This is a genomic window from Haladaptatus sp. HS23 (assembly GCF_056892285.1).
The window spans coordinates 262560-282075 of record NZ_JBXGLH010000005.1 but is presented as its reverse complement, the minus strand read 5'-3'; the positions used below and the strand labels follow the sequence as shown (position 1 = coordinate 282075).

At 60.9% G+C, this 19516-nt stretch carries 20 protein-coding genes; 11 read left to right on the top strand and 9 right to left on the bottom strand.

The window, feature by feature from the left end; translation table 11 throughout:
• Positions 1 to 3 precede the first annotated feature (3 nt).
• Positions 4 to 1422, top strand: a complete 1419-nt coding sequence (locus tag AC1XDK_RS16075; protein WP_483350947.1) for an amidohydrolase — start codon at positions 4 to 6, stop codon at positions 1420 to 1422.
• 71 nt (positions 1423 to 1493) lie between these two features.
• On the top strand, positions 1494 to 1769 hold the full coding sequence (locus AC1XDK_RS16070) for a ubiquitin-like small modifier protein 1 (RefSeq protein WP_483350946.1): 276 nt from the start codon (positions 1494 to 1496) through the stop codon (positions 1767 to 1769).
• Positions 1770 to 1792: 23 nt separating this feature from the next.
• Here the strand turns inward: AC1XDK_RS16070 and AC1XDK_RS16065 are convergent, their stop codons facing one another.
• On the bottom strand, positions 1793 to 3100 hold the full coding sequence (locus AC1XDK_RS16065; RefSeq protein ID WP_483350944.1) for an acetamidase/formamidase family protein: 1308 nt from the start codon (positions 3098 to 3100) through the stop codon (positions 1793 to 1795).
• Between the two features lie 768 nt (positions 3101 to 3868).
• Between AC1XDK_RS16065 and AC1XDK_RS16060 the strand changes: the two genes are divergently transcribed.
• Entirely contained in the window at positions 3869 to 4213 is a 345-nt protein-coding gene (locus AC1XDK_RS16060) for a HalOD1 output domain-containing protein (protein WP_483350943.1), read from the top strand.
• Between the two features lie 133 nt (positions 4214 to 4346).
• Here the strand turns inward: AC1XDK_RS16060 and AC1XDK_RS16055 are convergent, their stop codons facing one another.
• Both AC1XDK_RS16055 and AC1XDK_RS16050 read right to left on the bottom strand, forming a co-directional pair.
• Positions 4347 to 4943 (bottom strand): plastocyanin/azurin family copper-binding protein, encoded by a 597-nt coding sequence (locus AC1XDK_RS16055; protein ID WP_483350941.1) that lies wholly within the window; start codon positions 4941 to 4943, stop codon positions 4347 to 4349.
• A gap of 152 nt (positions 4944 to 5095) precedes the next feature.
• Positions 5096 to 6622, bottom strand: a complete 1527-nt coding sequence (locus AC1XDK_RS16050) for a (R)-citramalate synthase (RefSeq protein WP_483351065.1) — start codon at positions 6620 to 6622, stop codon at positions 5096 to 5098.
• 412 nt (positions 6623 to 7034) lie between these two features.
• Between AC1XDK_RS16050 and AC1XDK_RS16045 the strand changes: the two genes are divergently transcribed.
• Positions 7035 to 7439: a CBS domain-containing protein gene (locus tag AC1XDK_RS16045; protein ID WP_483350940.1), complete on the top strand. Its 405-nt coding sequence runs from the start codon at positions 7035 to 7037 to the stop codon at positions 7437 to 7439.
• Here the strand turns inward: AC1XDK_RS16045 and AC1XDK_RS16040 are convergent.
• Positions 7396 to 7770: an O-methyltransferase gene (locus AC1XDK_RS16040; protein ID WP_483350939.1), complete on the bottom strand. Its 375-nt coding sequence runs from the start codon at positions 7768 to 7770 to the stop codon at positions 7396 to 7398. The two genes, AC1XDK_RS16045 and AC1XDK_RS16040, sit on opposite strands and share 44 nt — an antisense overlap.
• 134 nt (positions 7771 to 7904) lie before the next feature.
• Between AC1XDK_RS16040 and proC the strand changes: the two genes are divergently transcribed.
• From proC to AC1XDK_RS16025, 3 genes are read left to right on the top strand one after another with little or no spacing between them, the layout of a single operon-like run.
• Positions 7905 to 8681: a pyrroline-5-carboxylate reductase gene (gene proC, locus AC1XDK_RS16035; protein WP_483350937.1), complete on the top strand. Its 777-nt coding sequence runs from the start codon at positions 7905 to 7907 to the stop codon at positions 8679 to 8681.
• Positions 8674 to 9504, top strand: coding sequence for a glutamate 5-kinase (gene proB, locus AC1XDK_RS16030; RefSeq protein WP_483351064.1), 831 nt, complete (start codon positions 8674 to 8676; stop codon positions 9502 to 9504). The genes proC and proB overlap by 8 nt, the downstream gene beginning before the upstream one ends.
• Complete coding sequence (locus tag AC1XDK_RS16025) at positions 9497 to 10828, top strand: glutamate-5-semialdehyde dehydrogenase (protein ID WP_483350936.1); 1332 nt, start codon at positions 9497 to 9499, stop codon at positions 10826 to 10828. Before proB ends, AC1XDK_RS16025 begins: the two co-directional genes overlap by 8 nt.
• Positions 10829 to 10843: 15 nt before the next feature.
• Here the strand turns inward: AC1XDK_RS16025 and AC1XDK_RS16020 are convergent, their stop codons facing one another.
• Positions 10844 to 11116, bottom strand: coding sequence for a DUF8113 family protein (locus AC1XDK_RS16020; RefSeq protein WP_483350935.1), 273 nt, complete (start codon positions 11114 to 11116; stop codon positions 10844 to 10846).
• A gap of 344 nt (positions 11117 to 11460) precedes the next feature.
• Here AC1XDK_RS16020 and AC1XDK_RS16015 point away from each other — a divergent pair, with 344 nt between their 5' ends.
• On the top strand, positions 11461 to 11907 hold the full coding sequence (locus tag AC1XDK_RS16015) for a hypothetical protein (protein WP_483350934.1): 447 nt from the start codon (positions 11461 to 11463) through the stop codon (positions 11905 to 11907).
• Between the two features lie 77 nt (positions 11908 to 11984).
• Here the strand turns inward: AC1XDK_RS16015 and AC1XDK_RS16010 are convergent, their stop codons facing one another.
• Positions 11985 to 13181, bottom strand: coding sequence for a glycoside hydrolase 5 family protein (locus AC1XDK_RS16010; protein WP_483350933.1), 1197 nt, complete (start codon positions 13179 to 13181; stop codon positions 11985 to 11987).
• A 134-nt stretch (positions 13182 to 13315) separates the two neighbouring features.
• Complete coding sequence (locus tag AC1XDK_RS16005) at positions 13316 to 14938, bottom strand: ArnT family glycosyltransferase (RefSeq protein ID WP_483350932.1); 1623 nt, start codon at positions 14936 to 14938, stop codon at positions 13316 to 13318.
• A 212-nt stretch (positions 14939 to 15150) separates the two neighbouring features.
• Between AC1XDK_RS16005 and AC1XDK_RS16000 the strand changes: the two genes are divergently transcribed.
• Positions 15151 to 16101 carry a mechanosensitive ion channel family protein gene (locus AC1XDK_RS16000; protein ID WP_483350931.1) on the top strand — a complete coding sequence of 317 codons (951 nt, stop codon included), beginning with the start codon at positions 15151 to 15153 and terminating at the stop codon, positions 16099 to 16101.
• A 146-nt stretch (positions 16102 to 16247) separates the two neighbouring features.
• On the top strand, positions 16248 to 17144 hold the full coding sequence (locus tag AC1XDK_RS15995; protein WP_483350930.1) for an NAD-dependent epimerase/dehydratase family protein: 897 nt from the start codon (positions 16248 to 16250) through the stop codon (positions 17142 to 17144).
• 197 nt (positions 17145 to 17341) lie between these two features.
• On the opposite strand, the gene AC1XDK_RS15990 is transcribed toward AC1XDK_RS15995, so the two are convergent.
• Complete coding sequence (locus AC1XDK_RS15990) at positions 17342 to 17587, bottom strand: hypothetical protein (protein WP_483350929.1); 246 nt, start codon at positions 17585 to 17587, stop codon at positions 17342 to 17344.
• Between the two features lie 160 nt (positions 17588 to 17747).
• Entirely contained in the window at positions 17748 to 18881 is a 1134-nt protein-coding gene (locus tag AC1XDK_RS15985) for a serine hydrolase domain-containing protein (RefSeq protein WP_483350928.1), read from the bottom strand.
• Between the two features lie 165 nt (positions 18882 to 19046).
• On the opposite strand from AC1XDK_RS15985, the gene AC1XDK_RS15980 reads away from it, so the two are divergent.
• Positions 19047 to 19466: a GtrA family protein gene (locus AC1XDK_RS15980; protein ID WP_483351063.1), complete on the top strand. Its 420-nt coding sequence runs from the start codon at positions 19047 to 19049 to the stop codon at positions 19464 to 19466.
• Positions 19467 to 19516: the final 50 nt, after the last annotated feature.

The window sequence follows — 19516 nt, the reverse complement described above, 5'->3', positions numbered from 1 at the left end:
GTCATGACGAGAGCGAACGTGTTCGAGGAGATCGAAAGCGAGCGGGAACGATTGGTGACGATGACACAACGCATCTGGGAAAGCCCGGAACTCGGCCTCCACGAGGAGGAGTCCGTGCAGGTCCTCATCGACCGGTTGGACGAGGAAGGGTTCGACGTCGAGGTCGGAATCGGCGGAATGCCGACGGCGTTCAAGGCCGCGTACGGAAGCGGCGACCCGACGGTCGGCATTCTCGGGGAGTACGACGCGCTCCCGGACCTCTCACAGAAGGTGACGGCGGAACACGACCCCGTCGAACCCGGCGCGCCGGGACACGGCTGCGGACACAACCTCTTCGGCGTCGCCGGAGTCGGCGGAGCCATCGGGGTCAAGCGCGCCATCGAACGCGGCGACATCGACGGAACGGTCGAATTCTACGGCTGTCCGGCGGAGGAAACGCTCGTCGGGAAGGTCTTCATGGCCCGCGACGGTGCCTTCGACGACCTCGATGCGGCCATCACGTGGCATCCGTCGACCCTCAGCACGCCCACGCTGGACCGCTCGCTCGCGATGGACTCGATTCAGTTCACGTTCGAAGGCGTCTCCGCCCACGCCGCCGCGGCACCGGAATCAGGTCGCAGCGCGCTCGACGCCGTCGAACTCCTCAACACCGGTGTCGAATACATGCGGGAACACATCTCCGAGAAGGCCCGCGTCCACTACGTCATCACGGACGGCGGCGACGCACCGAACGTGGTCCCCGCGACGGCGACCGTGTGGTACTACGTCCGCGCACCGACGCGGTCCGAAGTCGAACACATCAGCGACTGGTTGACGGACATCGCCGACGGTGCGGCCACGATGACGCAGACGGACGTGAATCGCCGGTTCGTCACCGGGTGCTGGGACTACCTTCCCAACCGAACCGTCTCCGACGTCATCTGGGAGACCATGCGGGAACTCGGGGAGGTCGGATATTCCGACGAGGACCGGGCGTTCGCGGGGGAACTCAAAGAGACCATCCCCGACGACCGAGTCGAAGCGAGCCTCGAAGACGTCCCCGAGGAGTACGCCGAGGAGATACGCGACGCGACCCTCTACGACGAACCGGTTCCACCGCACGCGGAAGGAACGGTCGGTGGGGGTTCGACCGACGTAGGGGACGTGAGTTGGATAACGCCGACGGGCCAGTTCCGTGCGGCGACGTGGGCGGTCGGAACGCCGGGCCACACGTGGCAGGCGACCGCGGCGAACGGCGATTTCGGGGCGAAAGGGGCCGTCTACGCCGCGAAAGTTCTCGGTGGAACCGCGTACTCCCTCATCGAGAATCCGGCCGTCGTCGCGGAAGCGAACGAGGAGTTCGAGGACGAAACCGGAGAACAGGGCTACGAGACACCTCTTCCGGCGGAAACGGAACCGCCGTTCGACATGACGTCGTTGTGAGATGGGGCGGGCTTGTCGTCCGGTGGGAAATACGCCGAGGACATTTCCGTCCCCCTCGCATAGCAGACCGCATGCGAGTGACGGTGTACGGCCCGCTTCGAAGCGCGACGGGCGAGAAAACGGTATCGCTGGCGTTCGACGGCGGGTCCGTGAGAGAGGCGCTCGACGCCTTCGTCGAAAAATACCCCAGAGCGAAAACCCAGTTGTACGGCGACGATGGCAGTCTACAGAGCAGCGCGCGCATCTCGGTAAACGGGGAACGGGTCGACGTGAACGATGGGTGTCCGAGCGATGCGGAACTGACGGTGTTTCCGCCGGTTCAGGGCGGTTGCGAAGACGGACGGTAACGGGAATCGAACGGGGGGTCGACTTACAGGTCGTACTGTTCACGAACGAGGTCCGCGATTCCGCGTTCTTCGAGGCGCTCCATCGGCGCGAGCATCGTGAGTTGCACGACGCCGGGGAGGCGTCCGATTTCGACGCCGCCGGTGAACGTGCACCGGGCGCGCACCTCTCCTTCGGTCATATCGAGGAGGGTTCCCGCGCGTTCGAAGGCATTGTCCGTCGCGTCGTTTATCGTCGCACCGCTTCCGACGACTTGTAGCGGTCCCATCTCGGCGACGTCGTCGACGTCGTACTCGGCCGCGAGTTGTTGGCCGCGCTCGCGCTCCTGTGCCGAGTAGGGCTTGCTGATGTACGGAAGGTCCGCTTCGTTCGGGAGCAACAGCGGGCCGTCGATGTCGAGGCCCTTGATGACTTCGACGTCGAACTTCGCACGGCCGCTCACGTCGGTGGTGTGAAGCGAGAGTTCACCGTCGCCCTGGTTGGCGTGCATGTCGCCGACGTAGACGCCGCCGCCGTCGATTTTGACGGGACAGATGAGGACCGCTCCTTCGCGGACGGCGTTGATGTCCATGTGACCGTCGGTTCGTCGTGCGAGCGCGTCCTCGTCCGGAAGCCCCCAGTCGTGGTCCGCGCCGATCAGGAACTGGCCGAAGTCCCCGGCGTTGTGGGAATCGGGGATTTCGATGGGCGGCGTCGTCCCGACGTTGCCGATAAACGGTCGGAGATGACCTAACGTGCCCGGCATCTCCGACGGTTTGTACAGGAGAATCGGATGCTGACGCGAGTTCTCGGGGAGCGCCATCGCCTCGTCCGCCCGGTTCGCCAACTCGTCGGCACCCGCTTCGCCGACGGTTAATCCGACCGTGTGCTCGTCGTCGAACGCGACCGTGTACCCGTATTCGAATCCGAACGAAGAGGCGTTTGCACCACACTCGGCGCATTTGATCGACTCCTCACCGGTTCCCTCGACGAGGCTCTCCGGCCACTCCGTCCCACAGTCCGGGCATTTGTGGTCGACGAACGGGTCGTCGCCGAACGCGCCGTCGCGCTCCCGCATGCTGCCGGTACTCGTCGCGATGCTCGTCACGTCGATGGCTTTGATTTTGAGCGCGATCGCATCGCCCACCTCGGCGTTCTCCACCCGAATCGGACGGGTCACTTCGTGTCCGCCCCTGAACTCGGGTGTTATCATCGGTCCCCAGCACGCCGGCGGTGTGTGCGTTTCGATGGTGCCGCCATCAGCGACGGTTCCGGCCCACTCCTGTTCCGGGCCGACCAAACCGAGCGTGTATCGGTCGACCGTGAGTTCCTGTTGGACTTCTTGCTGTGCCATACGACGAAGGTACGTCGTGAGCTACCAAATACCTTGGATGCGTCATCGTTCGCTCGCAGAGGAGGTACAGTCAGCACTGTTTCGGATATCGGGGGACAGAACGCTGTATCGACGGAGTACAGGCTCGTCGACGTTTCGTCTCGATATCGCGTCGAACCGTTACGAGGAGAGTGAAGTGCGCGGTAAAAGCAGACGTCGTGTGACGCCTACCCTGTGGCGTGGACGACAGGCAATCATTCCTGAACTACCTTGGTTGTAAAGCTGTACGACGACAAATCCATGTTAGAGAGTATCACACATAACTGTTACTATTAGACAGATACAGTGTGTACCAAGAGAGCAAGTCCGTTTCGCTCACTACGATAGGGACACCGCACCCACTCTCGGCGGGTAGCGGCAGTCGAGGGAAAAGATGGAGTGCAAGCCGTGCGCTCACAGGCAGTCGGTGAAAGTGGTGTGTCCGAGTGATGGCGCCGGACCGTGTGTCTCTGTTCAAGCCGTGTGAGTGCATCCAAATCGACGACCCGGGATCAAAAATAGCTACCTGAAGCACAAAATTTGATTTTAGTATCCGACCTATGGAATCATATCGGGACCTTTACCCACGGCTACTGGACCGAACTGGTAGTATACGGGTTGTCCATAGACAAACGACATCCCGAACTACGAAGCGATCGTCGTGTAGGTCCCGATTTATTTTCATCGCCATTCGACGTTATTCCGGAGTAATCGGCTATTACTGAAATAGATGGGGACAAAATAGAAGGTATGCCGAGTAAGGCAAGTGTCACTGAGGCGACCTGGTTCGAAGACGAGTGCAACTGTCCGGGTCCGAGCGTACCACCCCAGTACGCCTTGCAACGGACACGTTCCGTCGGCCCAGACGAATCCCTAACGGTGAGTCTCGTCGAAGCGGTCGTCGATACGTTGGAGCCGCCGGAAAGACAGGCCTCACTTTGCTTGTACGAGTACGTCAATCCGGAGGCACTGGAGGACCTCATCGAAGCGAGTGGAGCGAAAGAGAGCGGCATCGAAGTGCGATTCACGATCGATGATTATCTCGTCACCGTTCGTAGTAACGGGACTATCCTCATCCACGAGCGGATACTGTGACACCGAGACGGGGATACAGTGGAGAGAGCTACGGCTCGGACCTCGACTCGAACGTTCAGGCGGCCGGATCGTCCCGTTCACTTCCCTTCTTTCGCGACCCGTCAGATGCAACGGAGCCACACTCGTTGTCCAGTCAGGATTCCCCGTAGTCCCCGCCGTATCGCAGGAGGAAATACCCGATTCCTAAGACGAACGCGAGCGCACCGGTGGCTGCCAGGCCCAACGTCTTTGCCTTGCTCGGAATCGCTGGTTGGGACGAGCCACTCGAAGCGCCGACGGTGACGGTGCCGGTCATGCCGGCGCTCCGATGGGGCACACAGTAGTACTCGTACTCACCGTTGGTGTTGAACGTGTGTGAGTAGGTGTAGCCGGTGTCGTACAACTTGCTCTGGCCGCCCGGCGTTCCGTCCCAGTTCCCGCCGTCGGGCTGATTTTCGACGAAGATGTTGTGGCCGTCCGAATCCCAGACCCATTCCAACGTCGTTCCGGGCGTTATCGTCACCGAGTCCGGGTCGAATATGAGGTCGCCACCGGGACCGACTTGCACCGTCTGTGTCGTGCCACCGCCGCCGCCCGAACTCCCGTTTCCGGAGCTATCGTTCCCTCCCGACCCTCCTTCCTGTGCGGCCGTCGGTTCGGACGCAGCGGTCGCTGCGACGCTACTGGCCCCGAGGAGAAATCCTCGTCGTGTAACCGATGTATCCGCCATCCCCCCTGTCATGGACCTCATATCGGTACGACGAACACTGAGTGTTATGGTACACTCTCCGGGCCAAGAGGGAACCGACCGGTACGTCCGGGTCGAAAGGGAAACCAACGGTACGCCGCTGTCGGCGAGTGACCGTCTCCAAAAAATCCGTTCCGTGTGGCCGACTCGGGACGTCAGTCGTCGGCTTCCGCGAGCGCCGGACTCCGTTCGAGGAGTCGGTTGAACGCGTCGAGCATGACGGTAACGCTGGCGCGAGTGATGTCCGAATCGCTCGCGCTCACCGTCACCGAATGGTCGCCGAGCGACACTTCGACTTCGACGGTGACGAGCGCGTCCGTCCCGCCGGTAATCGCATCGACGTGATACGATTCGAGCGTCGCGTCGATGTCGAGCGCTCGTCGGGTTGCGGTGATGGCGGCATCGACGGGACCGCTCCCGACGCCGCTCGCCACCTGCTCTTCGCCGTCGACGGACAGTCGAACGCTCGCGGTCGGTGTCGCGCCCCCGCTCGTCGCCGTGAGGTCCAGCAGTTCCACACGCTGGTTCCGTTCGCGGCCCTGTACCTCGTCCGCGATGGCGAGCAGGTCGGTGTCGGTTACGCGTTTTCCTCGCTCACCGATTTCTTTCACCTGCTCGACTATCGCGTTCAGTTCCTCCCCTGTTACGCTCACGTCGTGTTCGTCGAGTGCCGCACGGACGCCCGCTCGTCCGGCGTGCTTTCCGAGGACGAGTCGCCGCTCACGCCCGACGGTGCTCGGGGAGTACGGTTCGTACATCGCATCGTCTTTGAGCGTCCCGTCAGTGTGGATTCCCGACTCGTGTGTGAACGCGTTCTCGCCGACGACGGCTTTGTTCGGTGCGAGCGGGACGTCCGTCGCCGTCGCAACCGTCTGTGCGAGGTCGTACAACTCCTCGGTCGAGACCGTCTCGACGTCGTAGCCGTGGTCGAGCGCGACCGCAACCTCTTCCAGCGCGACGTTACCGGCGCGTTCACCGATGCCGTTCACGGTGGCGTGAACGAGGTCGGCCCCGGCCGCGATGCTCACCAGCGCGTTCGTCAGCGCCAATCCGAGGTCGTCGTGGGTGTGAGTACCCGTGGGACCGAGGGGTGCCAATCGGGAGATGACGTCCGCCGTGTGGTCCGGCGTCGCGTGCCCGACCGTATCGCAGTAGCAGATGCGGTCGGCACCGGCATCGAGGCCCGCACGCATCAACCGTTCGAGGAAGTCGAGGTCGGCGCGCGAACCGTCCTCGCCGAGGACTTCGACCCACAGGCCGTGGTCCTTGGCATATTCGGTGAGCCGAACGGCGGTATCGACCACTTCGTCGCGTGTCGTCCCGACTTTCCCCTCGATATGGCGGTCGCTCGCCGGGACCACGAGGTTGACGCCGTCGACTCCGCAGTCGAGCGCCAAGTCGATGTCGCCCTTGATGCCGCGAGCGAAGCTCGTCACCGTCGCGTCGAGGCCGAGGTCGGCGACGCGTGAAATCGTCTCTCTCTCGCCCGCTCCCGTACAGGCGCTGCCCGCTTCGATGACGCTGACGCCGGTCGCATCGAGTTTTCGTGCGATTTCGGCCTTGTCGGTCGGCGTGAGCGAAATGCCGGGCGCTTGTTCGCCATCACGGAGCGTGGTATCGAGGAACTGTACGTCAGAATCAGAAGGTGGAGTTTGTTCGGGGAAGTCCCCGAATAAATCGATCCCTGGTCATGATATCCAGTTGTGTGTGGTACCCAGACCCATATAAGATGAGCGAGTCTGGCAGATATTGTTGTTTGAACGCAACACTAATAAGACGGACGACGGATTCGCGTGAGAGGATGCGATGGTACCCAGCGGCAATCGTCCGTGCGATGGTGCGTACTGAGCGCCGGATCGGATAGAGAGGACAGTTAGAACAGGCACCAAAGGTGGAATAGGTACAATAGGTATCTATGAAAACGATTGTACCTATCCCTCTCCGTTCGTCCTCGATATCCATGTATCATACCTCGAACCGGAACCCATCCCAGTGGACGATACGGGTCAGTGTTACATCCGTCCGGATGTAATGGTACGCTTCCGAAATTGTAACAGCGGGAACCTTTATCCATATTCGTGAAAATTAGAGAATATGGAAGACGTTCTCGTGGGGCGACTGATGTCTACCACGCTCCAAACGGTCACACCCGAAACGCTCGTGGAGGAGGCGGCACAGAAGATGCTCTCCAACGAAGTGGGGTCGGTAATCGTCATCGACGACGAAAACCGCCTCGAAGGAATCCTGACGACGACGGATTTCGTCAAAATCGTCGCCGAACGCCAGCCCAAGGACGAAACCCCCGTCTCCACGTACATGAGTACCGACGTGATTACCGCGACGGCACAGGATTCGATTAGTAAAGTCTCCGACCGCATGGTCGAGCGCGGATTTCACCACATGCCGGTGGTCGACGAGACCGAAGGCGTCATCGGAATGATCACCACGACGGACCTCACGGGGTATATCTCACACGTACAGACGTCGAGTCCGTCGTAAACGGACTCGACGCGGTATTCATCTCGAATCGGCACCTTTCAGCCCGTGCATTCCTGTGGCGATGCCACCGAGAGCGAGAGAACCAGCTCGTTTTGACGGAGATTGCAAGCCCCTCGCCGAGGGGGAGGACGTACGTCTCGAACTCGTCGGCAGCATCGAGATGTTCGTAGAAATCCGCGACGAATCGGGTACGGTCGTTCGGAGCGTCCTCGCCGTCGAGTGCCGCCAGTAGTCCAGCGGGCGTGAGAACATCTTCGTAGCAAGCGACGTTGTCCGTGACGATGGCCCCGCCGGGTTCGACCAATTCTCTGACGGTTTCGAACCCGCACACGTATTCGTGGGTATCGTCATCGACCGGAGCGTAACGAGCGACACCTGAGGCGGGTACGCCTTTTTCATTCGAATGGCAGTCCCTGCCGTTACCAACGTTATTTAGTCTCCGTCCCTACGACGGACCAGTATACGATGGTACAGGCTAGCGTTATCGGGTGTGGAAACATGGGAGGTGCCCTCGTGAAGGGACTCTCCAGAACTGGAAACCACACCGTAGTTGCATACGATATAGACCCGGAGGCCCTCGATGCAGTTTCGGAGTATTGCTCGGAGACGACGATGGACGTCGACGTCGCAACCGAGCCGGAAATCGTGTTCGTCGCGGTCAAACCCGACTTGGTCGGGGACGTCGTCGCGGAACTCGAACTCGGCCCGGAACAGACGCTGATCACCATCGCTGCGGGCGTTCCGACGGCGATGCTCGAAGCGAACACCGACGCGACGGTCGTTCGGGTGATGCCGAACCTCGCGGCGGAATCGGGAACGATGGCGGCGGCGGTCGCCGGAGCGGCGGTCACGGACGACGTCGAGTCGCTCCTCGGAGACGTGGGCATCTTCGTCGAAATAGACGAAGCACAGATGGACGTCGCAACCGCCGTCAACGGAAGCGGACCCGCGTTCGTCTTCTATCTACTCAACGCGGTACAGCAGGCCGGGGTGAACAGTGGTCTCAGCCCGGAGGACGCGAGGGTTCTCGCCGCACAGACGTTCAAAGGCGCCGCCGAGACGGTGCTCCGGTCCGACGAGAGCATCGACGAACTGATAAACGCGGTGTGTTCACCGAAGGGAACGACGATAGCGGGGATGGAGGTCCTCCGCGACAGTTCCGTAGAGGAAACGATTGGGGAAGCAGTGACGGCGGCGGAAAACCGCTCCAAGGAGTTGGCACCCGACTATGACGATGAATGAGGCGAGCGAAACACGGGCACTGGGACGGGCGCGGCGGAAGGCGGCGACGGCCGACAGAGTCGTCATCAAGGCCGGAACGAACTCGTTGACGGACGAGACGTCGAAGCTCGACAACGAAAAACTAGACAAACTCGTGGACGACGTCATGAAACTCCGTGAGCGCGGCCGGGACGTCCTCTTCGTCTCGTCCGGGGCCATCGGCGCTGGGAAGGGCCGAGTCGGGTATCCGAACGATACCATCGAAGAGTCACAGGCCCTCTCGACGGTCGGTCAGTCCCACCTCATGCGTCGGTACACGGAGAGCTTCGAGCGCTACGACCAGAAAATCGCCCAGATACTGGTCACGCAAAACGACCTCGACAGCGCGGAGCGGTTCACCAACTTCAAGAACACCATCGAAACGCTGCTGGGGTGGGGAATCGTCCCGATAATCAACGAGAACGACGCGGTGGCGACCGAGGAGATTCGGATCGGCGACAACGATATGCTCTCGTCGTCGGTGGCGGTCGGCGTGGACGCGGGACTGCTCGTCACGCTCACAGACGTCGGCGGCGTCTACACCAGCAACCCGAAGGAAAATCCCGCCGCGGAACGTATCGAAGCGGTGGGACACAACTACGGGGACGTACAGGAGATGGTCGACGAGAGCGCGAGCGCGAAGTTCGGCGGCATCCAAACGAAGGTGGCCGGTGCCCATTCGGTGAGCGAACGGGGAATCCCGGCCATCATCGCGCGATCCACGAAGGAGGACGTCGTCGAACGAATCGTCGACGAGAAGGCGGTCGGAACGATATTCGTCCCGGAGGACACCACCGATGACTGAGAAACCCACGGAAACGAAAGTCGAAGAGGCAGAGAGCGCCGCGCTGGAACTCGCCAAGCTATCCGACGACGAGCGGTCGGCGGCGTTGAACGCGATTGCGGATGCTCTCATCGAGCGAAGCGACGAGATACTCGACGCCAACGAACGCGACGTTAGCGAGGCCGAAGAACTCCTCGCGGCGGGGGAGTACAGTCAGGCCCTCGTGGACCGACTCGAACTCTCCCCGTCGAAACTCGACAGCATCGCCGAGATGGTTCGGAGCGTCGCCGACCAAGACGACCCGTTAGGAAAGACCCAAACGGCGCGCGAACTGGACGAAAACTTGGAACTGTACAAGTGTACCGTCCCCATCGGCGTCATCGGAACCATCTTCGAATCGCGGCCCGACGCGCTCGTTCAAATCGCCGCCCTCGGCCTCAAGTCGGGGAACGCGGTGATACTGAAAGGGGGGAGCGAGGCGAGCCATTCGAACCGGATACTCTTCGAGGTTATCCGGGAAGCGACGTCCGAGATGCCCGATGGATGGTCACAACTCATCGAGGCACGGGCGGACGTGGATACGCTGCTCGAAATGGACGACGCCATCGACCTCCTCATGCCGCGGGGCAGTTCGGAGTTCGTCGGCTACATACAGGACAACACGAGTATCGCCGTCCTCGGGCACACGGAGGGAATCTGTCACGTCTACGTCGACGACGCGGCGGACCTCTCGATGGCGACGGACATCGCGTACGACGCGAAAGTGCAGTACCCCGCCGTCTGTAACGCGATGGAAACCCTGCTCGTCCACGAGAGCGTGGCAGAGGAGTTCCTGCCGGAGATAGCCGAGCGGTACGAGGACGCGAACGTCGAGATGCGAGGGGACGAAGCGTCCCGCGAAATAGTCGCTATGGAAGCGGCACGGGAAGACGACTGGTCGACGGAGTACGGCGATTTGATTATCGCCGTCAAAGTCGTGGACTCGCTCGCCGATGCCATCGAACACATCAGCGCGTACAGTTCGAAACACACGGAGTCCATCGTGACTGAGGATTCCGAGCGCGCGCGTCGCTTCATGCGCGGCCTCGATTCGGCGAGCGTGTTCCACAACGCCTCGACCCGGTTCAGTGACGGTTATCGGTTCGGTCTGGGAGCCGAAGTCGGAATCAGCACGGGCAAGATACACGCGAGGGGACCGGTCGGCCTCGAAGGCCTGACGACCTACCAGTACTACCTCGAAGGAGACGGACAGGTCGTCGGAACCTACGCCGGGGCGGACGCGAAGCCGTTCACCCACGAGGACTTCGACGGGTCGTGGAATCCGGGGTCGCTGTCCGACCGGTAGGAGTTCGGGCGGCGGTCACTGAAGTTGCATTTGGTCGGCGTGTTCGGCCGCGAGGTCGGCGATTTCGTCGGCGGTGACGTCGGAGCGGTCCGCGAGTACGCGAAGCAACATCGCCAATTGGGTGACGGTCATCTCCTGTAGTTCGTCGTTTTCTTCGACGTCGTTTCCGAAGTAGTACTCCTGTTCGCCGCGGTGGTGGACGAGTCCGACGTATACGGACTTGAGGTCGTCGCCCTCGACCGCATTGGCCGCTCGCTTCTGCAGTTCTTCGAATTCGGGGTTTTCCATCGTTCGGTAAACGGAACGAAGCTCCGTCAATCCACGGGTAGAACGGCCGCTCGCACACCGATTCCGGAGTCGACGGGTCGTTCTATCACGTTCGAACGATACCGGATTGGTACAAATCCTTATGCTGTTGCATATCCTATATGTAGTTGAAGAGGGACGAGGGAGGGTTTCTATCGGGGGTACGACGGTAGTACAGTCGGGGGCGGCTGTCGGTGAAAACCGAAAAATCGGTGAACCACCCGTCGGACATCCAACGTCCGTGACTTCCCATCGACTTTCGTATTCCGTCTCGCAGTTCTGCGGCGGATTCCACGCATTCCTACTCGACAGAGGGGGTGTCAAACATGACGAACAAGAAACAAGAAGTGCGGTCCGAATACGACCGTGGCTACGACGAGGGGTACGAACAGGCACAGAATCGCACTCGCCGGTCGAATCGACGGGGAACCTTGGGCATCGTTCTCGGGACCATCGTCGTCGTCTTGATGGCGATACTGGTGATACTGGCCGTCCTTTTGGGCGGGATTTGGCTCGGCTCGCTCGTCGCCGACCGGCCAGCGAACGCGCCGGTCACACCCGTCGTTCCGGCAGGCACGGGAGTCACCGGCGACGTGACGGTCGTAGAGGGAGACACGACGGTGACGGTCGCGGGGACGGGCGTGGCGAGCGTCCCCAATCCCGGTGGCGGTCACGTCGTCATCACGGTCGAACCGACGACCGTCACGGTCCCGACGAACGGCGACCTATCGGCGATTTCGATTCGAACGGGCGGCATCACCGTTCGCGGATGACGTCGTTTCGAACGGCGAGCGACGGTGAGACGGCGGGTACCGTAACAGCACGGATAGTGCCGTGAGACCGACACTAGTTATCTCGGACGGGGGCCGGTCCGCGGAATCGTCGACCCCTCCATCTCGGCCATCCAGTCCGGGTACTCCTTGCGCTCGGTTCCCTCGAAGTCCGGGTCGCCGGACATCGCCTTGATGGCACGGGCGTCGTCGAGGCTCCAGACGGCACCGTCCTCGTGAAAGAGGCCGTTCACAACGCCTTGTTTGCGGAAATGGAGTTCCGAGGCCGGGCGTAACATGAGCGACCAGAAGAAGTTCCCGACGTTCGCTTCGTGAATGAGCGGGGCGAGCGACGAGTAGTCCGGAAAGCGTGCGTCGCCGGTCACGTCCGCGAAGAATCCCTCTCCCGGACGAACCCGCTGCCATTCGGAGAGCCACACTTGTCTCCCCTGTCTGGATTTCGTGAGCGCCGCCTGTTCGAGTACTCGCCGGAACAACTCGGGGGTCTGGACGAAATTGTAGTGGAACTGGAGGATGTCCAACCCCCAATCGAGGTATCGGGTGTTGTTCGAGAGACTCGTCGACCCCATCGTGAGCGGTCTCGACCCCCGATAGAGCGTCAGTACCTTCGCCATCGCCTCGACGAACTTTCGGGACGACTTCTTCCACCCCGGTTCGTTCGAGAGTTCGATGGCGAGCAACCGTTCGTCGTTCCGGTATCGACGCATGAACCACCGGATGAAGTCGCGGGGTGCATCCCAGAGCTGTTTGTCGAGCATCGTTCTCGTCGACGGGGAGAACGTCTGAACGGCGGAAAGGAGGTCCGAGCCGTACAAGTTCTCGAAGGTGGGTTCCTCGCCGATACTGTCGAACAGTCCGAGGAGGACCTGAATTCCGTACGAGTCAGCGGTTTCGAGGAAATGTTCCAATCGCTCTTCGTGTGCGGTGCTGTCTTCGAGCCAGAACTCGTAGCTCAGCCACGTTCTGATGGCGTTGAGGTTCAAATCGGCGGCGTAGCCGAGGTCGCGTTCGATAACCTCGGGGTCGTACTCGCTCCACATCTGGAACCGGTTGAACGCCCGCGTCGGGATGTAGATGGCCCCGCGGACGTCCACTGGCTCCCGATTCGACGCCAGTTCGCGCGACCTGTCGACGCCCCGTGTTCGTTTCGTTCCATCGGCCGGCGACGTCGACCACGTGTTACAGCCGGCGAGACCGACGGAGGACGAGGTTGCGCCTACTCGGAGGAAATGACGACGAGTCATCCGGGAATCCATTCGTTGGAGGGCGATTGGTCGAGTCGTAGGATAAAGACTGTGCCCGCCGGAAATGATTTTACGGATTGTTGAGTAGTGTTTCCCCTAACTCGCCTGAGAAAAGGGAACGCGGACGTGGTTACACGCGACGTGAGTCACCCCGCCGGGCGAACCCGAACGACCAGCACCCCCGGGTTCTCGTACGAGATTTCATATCGGGCGCTCCGTTCGAGCGACCGGCGCATGCGGTCCGATTGAACGGTGGAGATACCGCGTACCGTGTACTCCCCTTTCGGGATGTAGAGGTACGACGGTCGATACCCAGTCGAGCGGAGCGTATGGGTCAAACAGCGTGCAGTGTCGCAGTCCGAAAGGTCCTTGTACGCGTCCATCTGGCGCTGGTAGGCCGTCGGCGTCTTCCATTCGACGCCCCACGGACCGACGAGAATCGTCCGGTCGGTGAAGTACGGGAACCATTCCGCGGCGTCGCCGACGACGACGAACTCCGCGTCGGACGGCGTCTCCGCTTGCACCCACGACATCGCGGTCGTATCCTCTCGGTCGATGAACGCCGGCATCGCATCGTGGTTCGTGACCGACTGACCCGCGACGAACAGGCCGCCGAGACTGACGAGCAAACAGAGGACGACTGCGGTAATCGCTATCTGAGAGGTGGCAGTTCGTTTCGAAGCGGACCCGGAGAGGCGGGCGTAAATGGCGGGCAACACGTCCGTCAGCCCTATCGTGAGAATCATGACACCGGGGATGAACGCGAACCGTATCTCGTCCATCAGGAAGACGGAGGCCACGAACCAGAGGGGAAGGAAGTACCGTTTCCGCCGGACGAAGGCGTAAATTCCCAAGAGAAGCAATACGTACCAGACGACGGTAGCGGGGGTCGCGACGAACGGGTCCCCGAGTCGGTCCAAAAAGACGGTTACTCCCGCTCCGAGGCCGCCGTGTGTCCCCGCCGCCGACGTGAAAACGTCGAGGCCGTGCGTCGAGACGACGCGCAGTATCCACGGGCTTGCTATCAGCAGTCCGCCGGCGGCGACGACGAGTCCCCGTCCGAGACCGTCGAGCGACCGCTGCTCCCGGAGGAAAAAGAGGACGTAACTGGCCGCGAAAAACGTGGAGTACGTCGGGTGTGTGAGCAACATTAGTCCGAAGAGGACGGGTGCAACGGTGAGCGACAGACGGGTCCGATAGCGAAACAGCCGAACGCCGACGTACAGGCCGGACAGGAGGAGGAAAAACGCGGGCGCACGGACGATACCGCCGGCCGAGAGATGCCACTGCAGGAGCATCGGGGTGACGGCAGCGATGATCGCGGCAACACCGGCCTTCCCCGACGAGGGAAGGAACTCACGGGCGAGATAGAAGTAGGGAACGAAGGCGATGGACGTCACCATCGCCGGAAGCACGCGTGCGATTCGGAGGGGACTCACTCCGAGGTCGAGGAGGACGGCGTTGACGTAGAAGGCCAGCGGTGGATACGCGAACGGAACACCGTTTCGCGTGTAGCCCACCACTCGGGCGGGAAACGCGTAGTTTCCACTCACGATGGTTTCGGAGATCTTGAGGAAGAGTCCGGCACCGTACGCGGGATATCGGTGCGTCAGGAGGTACGTGGAACCGATGAAGACGGCGGTAGTGAGGACGAGAGCCACTTTTCGGTTCCCCCTGAACAGCGTGGTTTCGAAGAGTTCGTACGATTTTTCGAGGAGATACTCCATGCTTCCCGTATATTCGTCATCGTCGCGTTCGATATTACTCATTGAAGAATGGGATTAGTGTATCGGAGAGGGCCATCGAACGGTATAGGAATTGTGGCCACCGGACTACAGGACCGAGGGGAGGCGTCACCGAGATATCCGTACTCGTACGGCAGGGACACTCTGTGAAGTCGGTTAGATCGGGAAATTTGCTCCCCCGGCTACCGAAAGGAAGTGAAGAAATACTGAAGTTTCGGTGGCTGGTATTCTTTTATATGTGTTCAACGCTTTTGGGCGAAGTCACGTTTCTCGCATTGCAAGCTTCTGAGCCCGATATCGTCGCCCGTTATCAAGCGTTCCTCTACAAACTCCTCGTATTCGCCGTGACGTTCGTCGTCGTCACGCTCCTCGCACGGGTCGCGGCGATTCCGCTCATCGAACGGCTTCTCGACAACGAACGCGTCAGCCTCACCGTTCGCCGACCCGCGATTAGAACCGCTCGCGTCGTCAGTTACTTCGTCGCGTTCATTCTCGGACTGTTCTTCGCCCGGTTGGAATCCCTGTTGACGGTGACGGGTGGGTTCGCCGCCGCGTTGACCCTCGCCATCGGTTTCGCGTCCCGTGATATCCTCAACAACGTCGTCGGCGGCCTGTTCATGATCACCGACCCGAAGTTCAACATCGGTGATTGGATCGAATGGAACAGCGAAAGCAGCGTCGAGGAGACCAGCAGCGGGGAAAACAGCAGCGAGGGAATCATCGAGGACATCAGCTTTCGCGCGACGCGAGTACGAACGTTCCAGAACGAACTCATCACCGTTCCGAACTCGACGCTCGCCGACACCATGGTGACGAACCACGACATCAGGGACAGGCTTCGAATCGACCATCCGTTCAGCGTCATGTACGACGGTGATATCGATGTCATGCGGACGGTCCTCCTCGAGGAGGCCGAAGCGGACCCGCGAATTCTCACGGACCCCGAACCGACGGTGGTGGTGGACGGCGTTACAGCGGCTGGCATCGACGTTGTCTCTCGGTTTTGGATTTCGAGTCCGAGTCGGGAGAAGTATCTCACCGTTCGGTCGGCGTACTTTCAAGCGGTCAAAGAGCGGTTCGAACGCGAAGGAATCGAGATGTCGCCGGACCTCCTCGAAGTGACGGGGGACGTCGGTTTCGGCACCGCACCGGTCGCCGTGCAAACAGGGGACCGAGAAACCGACTGACCCGAAGACGGCCTCCATATCGCTGCAGTTGAGACACCCCCGAAAGAACACGTATCATATTCAACATCGAGAGACGGCGGACGCGGGAACGAACCGTATGAACGGTACGCATCGGTATTTTACGAGCGGAACGAGAAGAACTGGGCGTGACCGAGACAGTCGTGGTTACCGGCGGAAGCGGCCGGGTCGGACGCGGGGTGTTAGCGTACTTGAACGAGGAGGGCTACCGAACCGCGAACCTCTCGCGGGGCAAGCGTGACGAGAAGCACTCGGACGTCTATCTTCGGACGGACTTGGTCGACGCGGGAGAGGTGTACAGTTCGCTCGCCAAAAGCGACGCCGATGCCGTCGTCCACTTGGGAATGATTCCGACGCCGGACGAAACGCCGGGCTATCGGACGTACGAAAGCAACGTCATGTCCAGCTATCTCGTTTTAGAGGCGGCGGGGGCGCTCGGAATCGACACGGTGGTTCTGGCATCGAGTTTCAGCGCGGTCGGTGGCGGATTCGAACCCGAGCGAATCACCGTCGACTACCTCCCGCTCGACGAAAATCACCGTTCGACGCCGTCGAACCCCTACGGACTGGGAAAACAGACGCTCGAAATCACCGCCGATGCGTTCGCCCGCCGCGTCGAAGACCGGCCGCGGACGATACTCTCGCTACGATTCCCGTGGGTGGTCGACGATAGCTTGGCGCGCGAGACGTTCGTCGAGGCCGACCGAACCCTCGAAGGGATGCGAAACTCCGACAGTTTTCACACGCAGCGAAACACGCTGTTCACGTACGTTCACCTGTCGGACGCGGTCGAAATCGTTCGGTTGGCGGTCGAGGCGACCGTTCGGGGCCACGAGCGTTTCTGGGTGTCAGCGCCGGATACCAGCGCCGAAACGCCCACCCGCGAACTCGTCAGGGAAGTCTTCCCCGACGTCGAGGTTCGTGATTCGCTCGGCGACGGCGAGTACGCGTCGCTGGTCGATACGGGGAAGGCACGGGAGATACTCGGATGGGAACCCGAATGGAGTTGGCGACAGTCGGCGTGACTGCGGTTGTGGTAGCCGACTCACCGATGGGCGCATTTCTCGAAGTTCCGTCCTGAGGGCTGCTATCGGTCGAAATAATCCGTCGAAAGTTCGGCCGCGAGCGGACGTAATTCCGGCGCACAATCGAGTTCGAACCGGTCAAAGACGGCTGAGTGGATTCAGACTGGCGAAATCGAACGAGAGACGGGAGTTCGGAGTCAGCGCTCCGAATACCACGCCTGCTTTCGCTCGTCACCGTCGGCACCCTCGCCGTCAGGAGCGTTGCTTTTCTCGGGGTGCTGTTCCAACTCCGTAATCCGCTGTTGAAGCTCGTCTATCTCCTCGCCGAGCGTGGTTATCGTCTCGCTGAGAACGCCGATTATCTTCCGTGTGTCCGGGTCAAGACCGCGTGCGGCCTGCATTTCGTTCACCTGCTGTAGTAGTTCGTCGTGTGAGTCAGTCATGAACGGAGCATGGGAGGGAACCATCACAAATCATTTGGTCGATTATATGAGTTATTTAATTTTCATATTCAAACAAGAACAAAATTGTGAGGAGGGAACGATCAGACATCGGTCAATCAGTTCGAAGAGAACACGTCGTCACGAGGCGGACTGACGCCGTTTATCTTCGAACCAGTAACCGAACGGCGTCGGACAGCGCGTTCACTCGCGCGGCATGCTCGTACGACTCCTCGCGGATGCCGTTGGTCACGTAGGCGAAGCCGACATTCAGGTTCGGGTCGCCCCAGCCGAAGATGCTCCCGAGTCCGGCGTGTCCGAACGTCCGCTCAGTGCTGACGGTACCGAACATGTCGTTTGGCAAGCCGCCGGTCCAGAAGCCGAGCGCGTACCGAGCCGGCCGCGAAAGCGTCCCGTCGGACTCGGTTTCGGCGTGCGTTCGAGTCGCCGTCTCTACCGTCTCTTCCGTAAGAAGTCGAGTTCCGTCGAGTTCGCCTCCGTTCGCGATACACGCGTAGAACCGTGCCATGTCCCGCGCCGTCCCGATACCGTTTGCCGCCGGAATCACCGCCCGATGGACGGCCTCCGAATTGAACGCCTCGGCCGATTCGCTGGCCGGAATGCCCAACCCTTCGCCCGGGTCACGACACCGGTCGAACACTTCGAACCCGGAAAGGGTGGCGACGTCGTCCGCCTCGTCTTCGTCGAGGCCGATGGAGGTGTCGTCCATACCGAGGGGTTCGAACACGTTTCGAGCGACGTACTCGTCGACAGGGTGGCCGCTGATTCGGCGGACGAGTTCGCCGACAACCCAGCCATAGTTGAACGCGTGATACGCGGGTTGTTCACCCGGCGGAAAGACGGGGTCGATGTCCTCCATCGCTTGCACGACGGCGTCCCAGTCCCCCCACTTATCGGCCCGTTCGTCGAACTCCCCGTACGGGATGCCGGCGGTGTGGCTGAGGACGTGTCGAATGGTGATGTCGGCCTTTTCGCTCCCCTCGTCGGCGAATTCGGGCCAGTGGTCGACGACGGGGTCGTCGTACTCCGCCTTGCCCCGTTCGATTAGTTGGTGCAACCCGACTCCCGCGTAGGGTTTCGTACAGGAGAAAACGATGTGTGGGGTTTCCGTGGTCGTCGGCTCGCCATCCGGGGCGGTCGAACCGCCGGCAAAATTCACCGCGAGTTCTCCGTCTACGTACACCGCCAATTGGGCACCGTGATGCAACCCGACGTCCAGTTGCCGGTCGAACGCGGCACGGAGCTGTCGCTTCTGTGCATTCGAAATCAGTGACATAATAAACTAGTTTCGCTGATGTCGCTTAACGCTATTGTAAGGATACATAGAACGACCATCGAACCGATCCGCCGAGGCACCTACTTTTTACGTCGGTTCCACACGGAGGTCGGGTCCGAGGAGAAACGACAGGGATACACGGCCCGAACCCTCAGGGACGAAGGGATGGTTCGGGAGTTCCTTCGTGACCTCCGACGCGGCACGCTACCGCAGTTACGGCGGTTCGTCGTCGTCGGGAGCATCGCCGCAGGCGTCCAACTCGTCCTGCTGTGGATGTTCGTCGATAAGGCCGGACTCGACTACTTGCTCGGCGCGTTGATCGCCATCGAAATCACCATTTTGTTCCAGTATACGGTCAACAACGCCTGGACGTTCCGAGCGACTCGAAACGCCACGACGAGCGACTATCTCACCGGCTTGCTCAAAACGAACGTCGTGCGTGGGACGGCGATTCCGATTCAACTCGGTATCCTCTACGTCCTCGTGAACTCGGGGGACATCCTCTACCTCGTAGCGAACGCTATCGCAATCGTAATCAGCGGCGTCTATCGGTTCGCCCTCGATTCGCGTTGGACGTGGGGGTGATGCGGGAAAGGGGGGGAGTAGCATCGAACGACGGCGAACAGCCGATTTTC

What these genes read in the sequence shown, in the direction of transcription:
- AC1XDK_RS16075 (WP_483350947.1), top strand. Translation starts at nt 4, where the DNA reads ATGACGAGAGCGAACGTGTTCGAGGAGATCGAAAGCGAGCGGGAACGA.
- AC1XDK_RS16070 (WP_483350946.1), top strand. Translation starts at nt 1,494, where the DNA reads ATGCGAGTGACGGTGTACGGCCCGCTTCGAAGCGCGACGGGCGAGAAA.
- AC1XDK_RS16065 (WP_483350944.1), bottom strand. Translation starts at nt 3,100, where the DNA reads ATGGCACAGCAAGAAGTCCAACAGGAACTCACGGTCGACCGATACACG.
- AC1XDK_RS16060 (WP_483350943.1), top strand. Translation starts at nt 3,869, where the DNA reads ATGCCGAGTAAGGCAAGTGTCACTGAGGCGACCTGGTTCGAAGACGAG.
- AC1XDK_RS16055 (WP_483350941.1), bottom strand. Translation starts at nt 4,943, where the DNA reads ATGAGGTCCATGACAGGGGGGATGGCGGATACATCGGTTACACGACGA.
- AC1XDK_RS16045 (WP_483350940.1), top strand. Translation starts at nt 7,035, where the DNA reads ATGGAAGACGTTCTCGTGGGGCGACTGATGTCTACCACGCTCCAAACG.
- proC (WP_483350937.1), top strand. Translation starts at nt 7,905, where the DNA reads ATGGTACAGGCTAGCGTTATCGGGTGTGGAAACATGGGAGGTGCCCTC.
- proB (WP_483351064.1), top strand. Translation starts at nt 8,674, where the DNA reads ATGAATGAGGCGAGCGAAACACGGGCACTGGGACGGGCGCGGCGGAAG.
- AC1XDK_RS16025 (WP_483350936.1), top strand. Translation starts at nt 9,497, where the DNA reads ATGACTGAGAAACCCACGGAAACGAAAGTCGAAGAGGCAGAGAGCGCC.
- AC1XDK_RS16020 (WP_483350935.1), bottom strand. Translation starts at nt 11,116, where the DNA reads ATGGAAAACCCCGAATTCGAAGAACTGCAGAAGCGAGCGGCCAATGCG.
- AC1XDK_RS16015 (WP_483350934.1), top strand. Translation starts at nt 11,461, where the DNA reads ATGACGAACAAGAAACAAGAAGTGCGGTCCGAATACGACCGTGGCTAC.
- AC1XDK_RS16010 (WP_483350933.1), bottom strand. Translation starts at nt 13,181, where the DNA reads ATGGATTCCCGGATGACTCGTCGTCATTTCCTCCGAGTAGGCGCAACC.
- AC1XDK_RS16005 (WP_483350932.1), bottom strand. Translation starts at nt 14,938, where the DNA reads ATGAGTAATATCGAACGCGACGATGACGAATATACGGGAAGCATGGAG.
- AC1XDK_RS16000 (WP_483350931.1), top strand. Translation starts at nt 15,151, where the DNA reads ATGTGTTCAACGCTTTTGGGCGAAGTCACGTTTCTCGCATTGCAAGCT.
- AC1XDK_RS15990 (WP_483350929.1), bottom strand. Translation starts at nt 17,587, where the DNA reads ATGACTGACTCACACGACGAACTACTACAGCAGGTGAACGAAATGCAG.
- AC1XDK_RS15985 (WP_483350928.1), bottom strand. Translation starts at nt 18,881, where the DNA reads ATGTCACTGATTTCGAATGCACAGAAGCGACAGCTCCGTGCCGCGTTC.
- AC1XDK_RS15980 (WP_483351063.1), top strand. Translation starts at nt 19,047, where the DNA reads ATGGTTCGGGAGTTCCTTCGTGACCTCCGACGCGGCACGCTACCGCAG.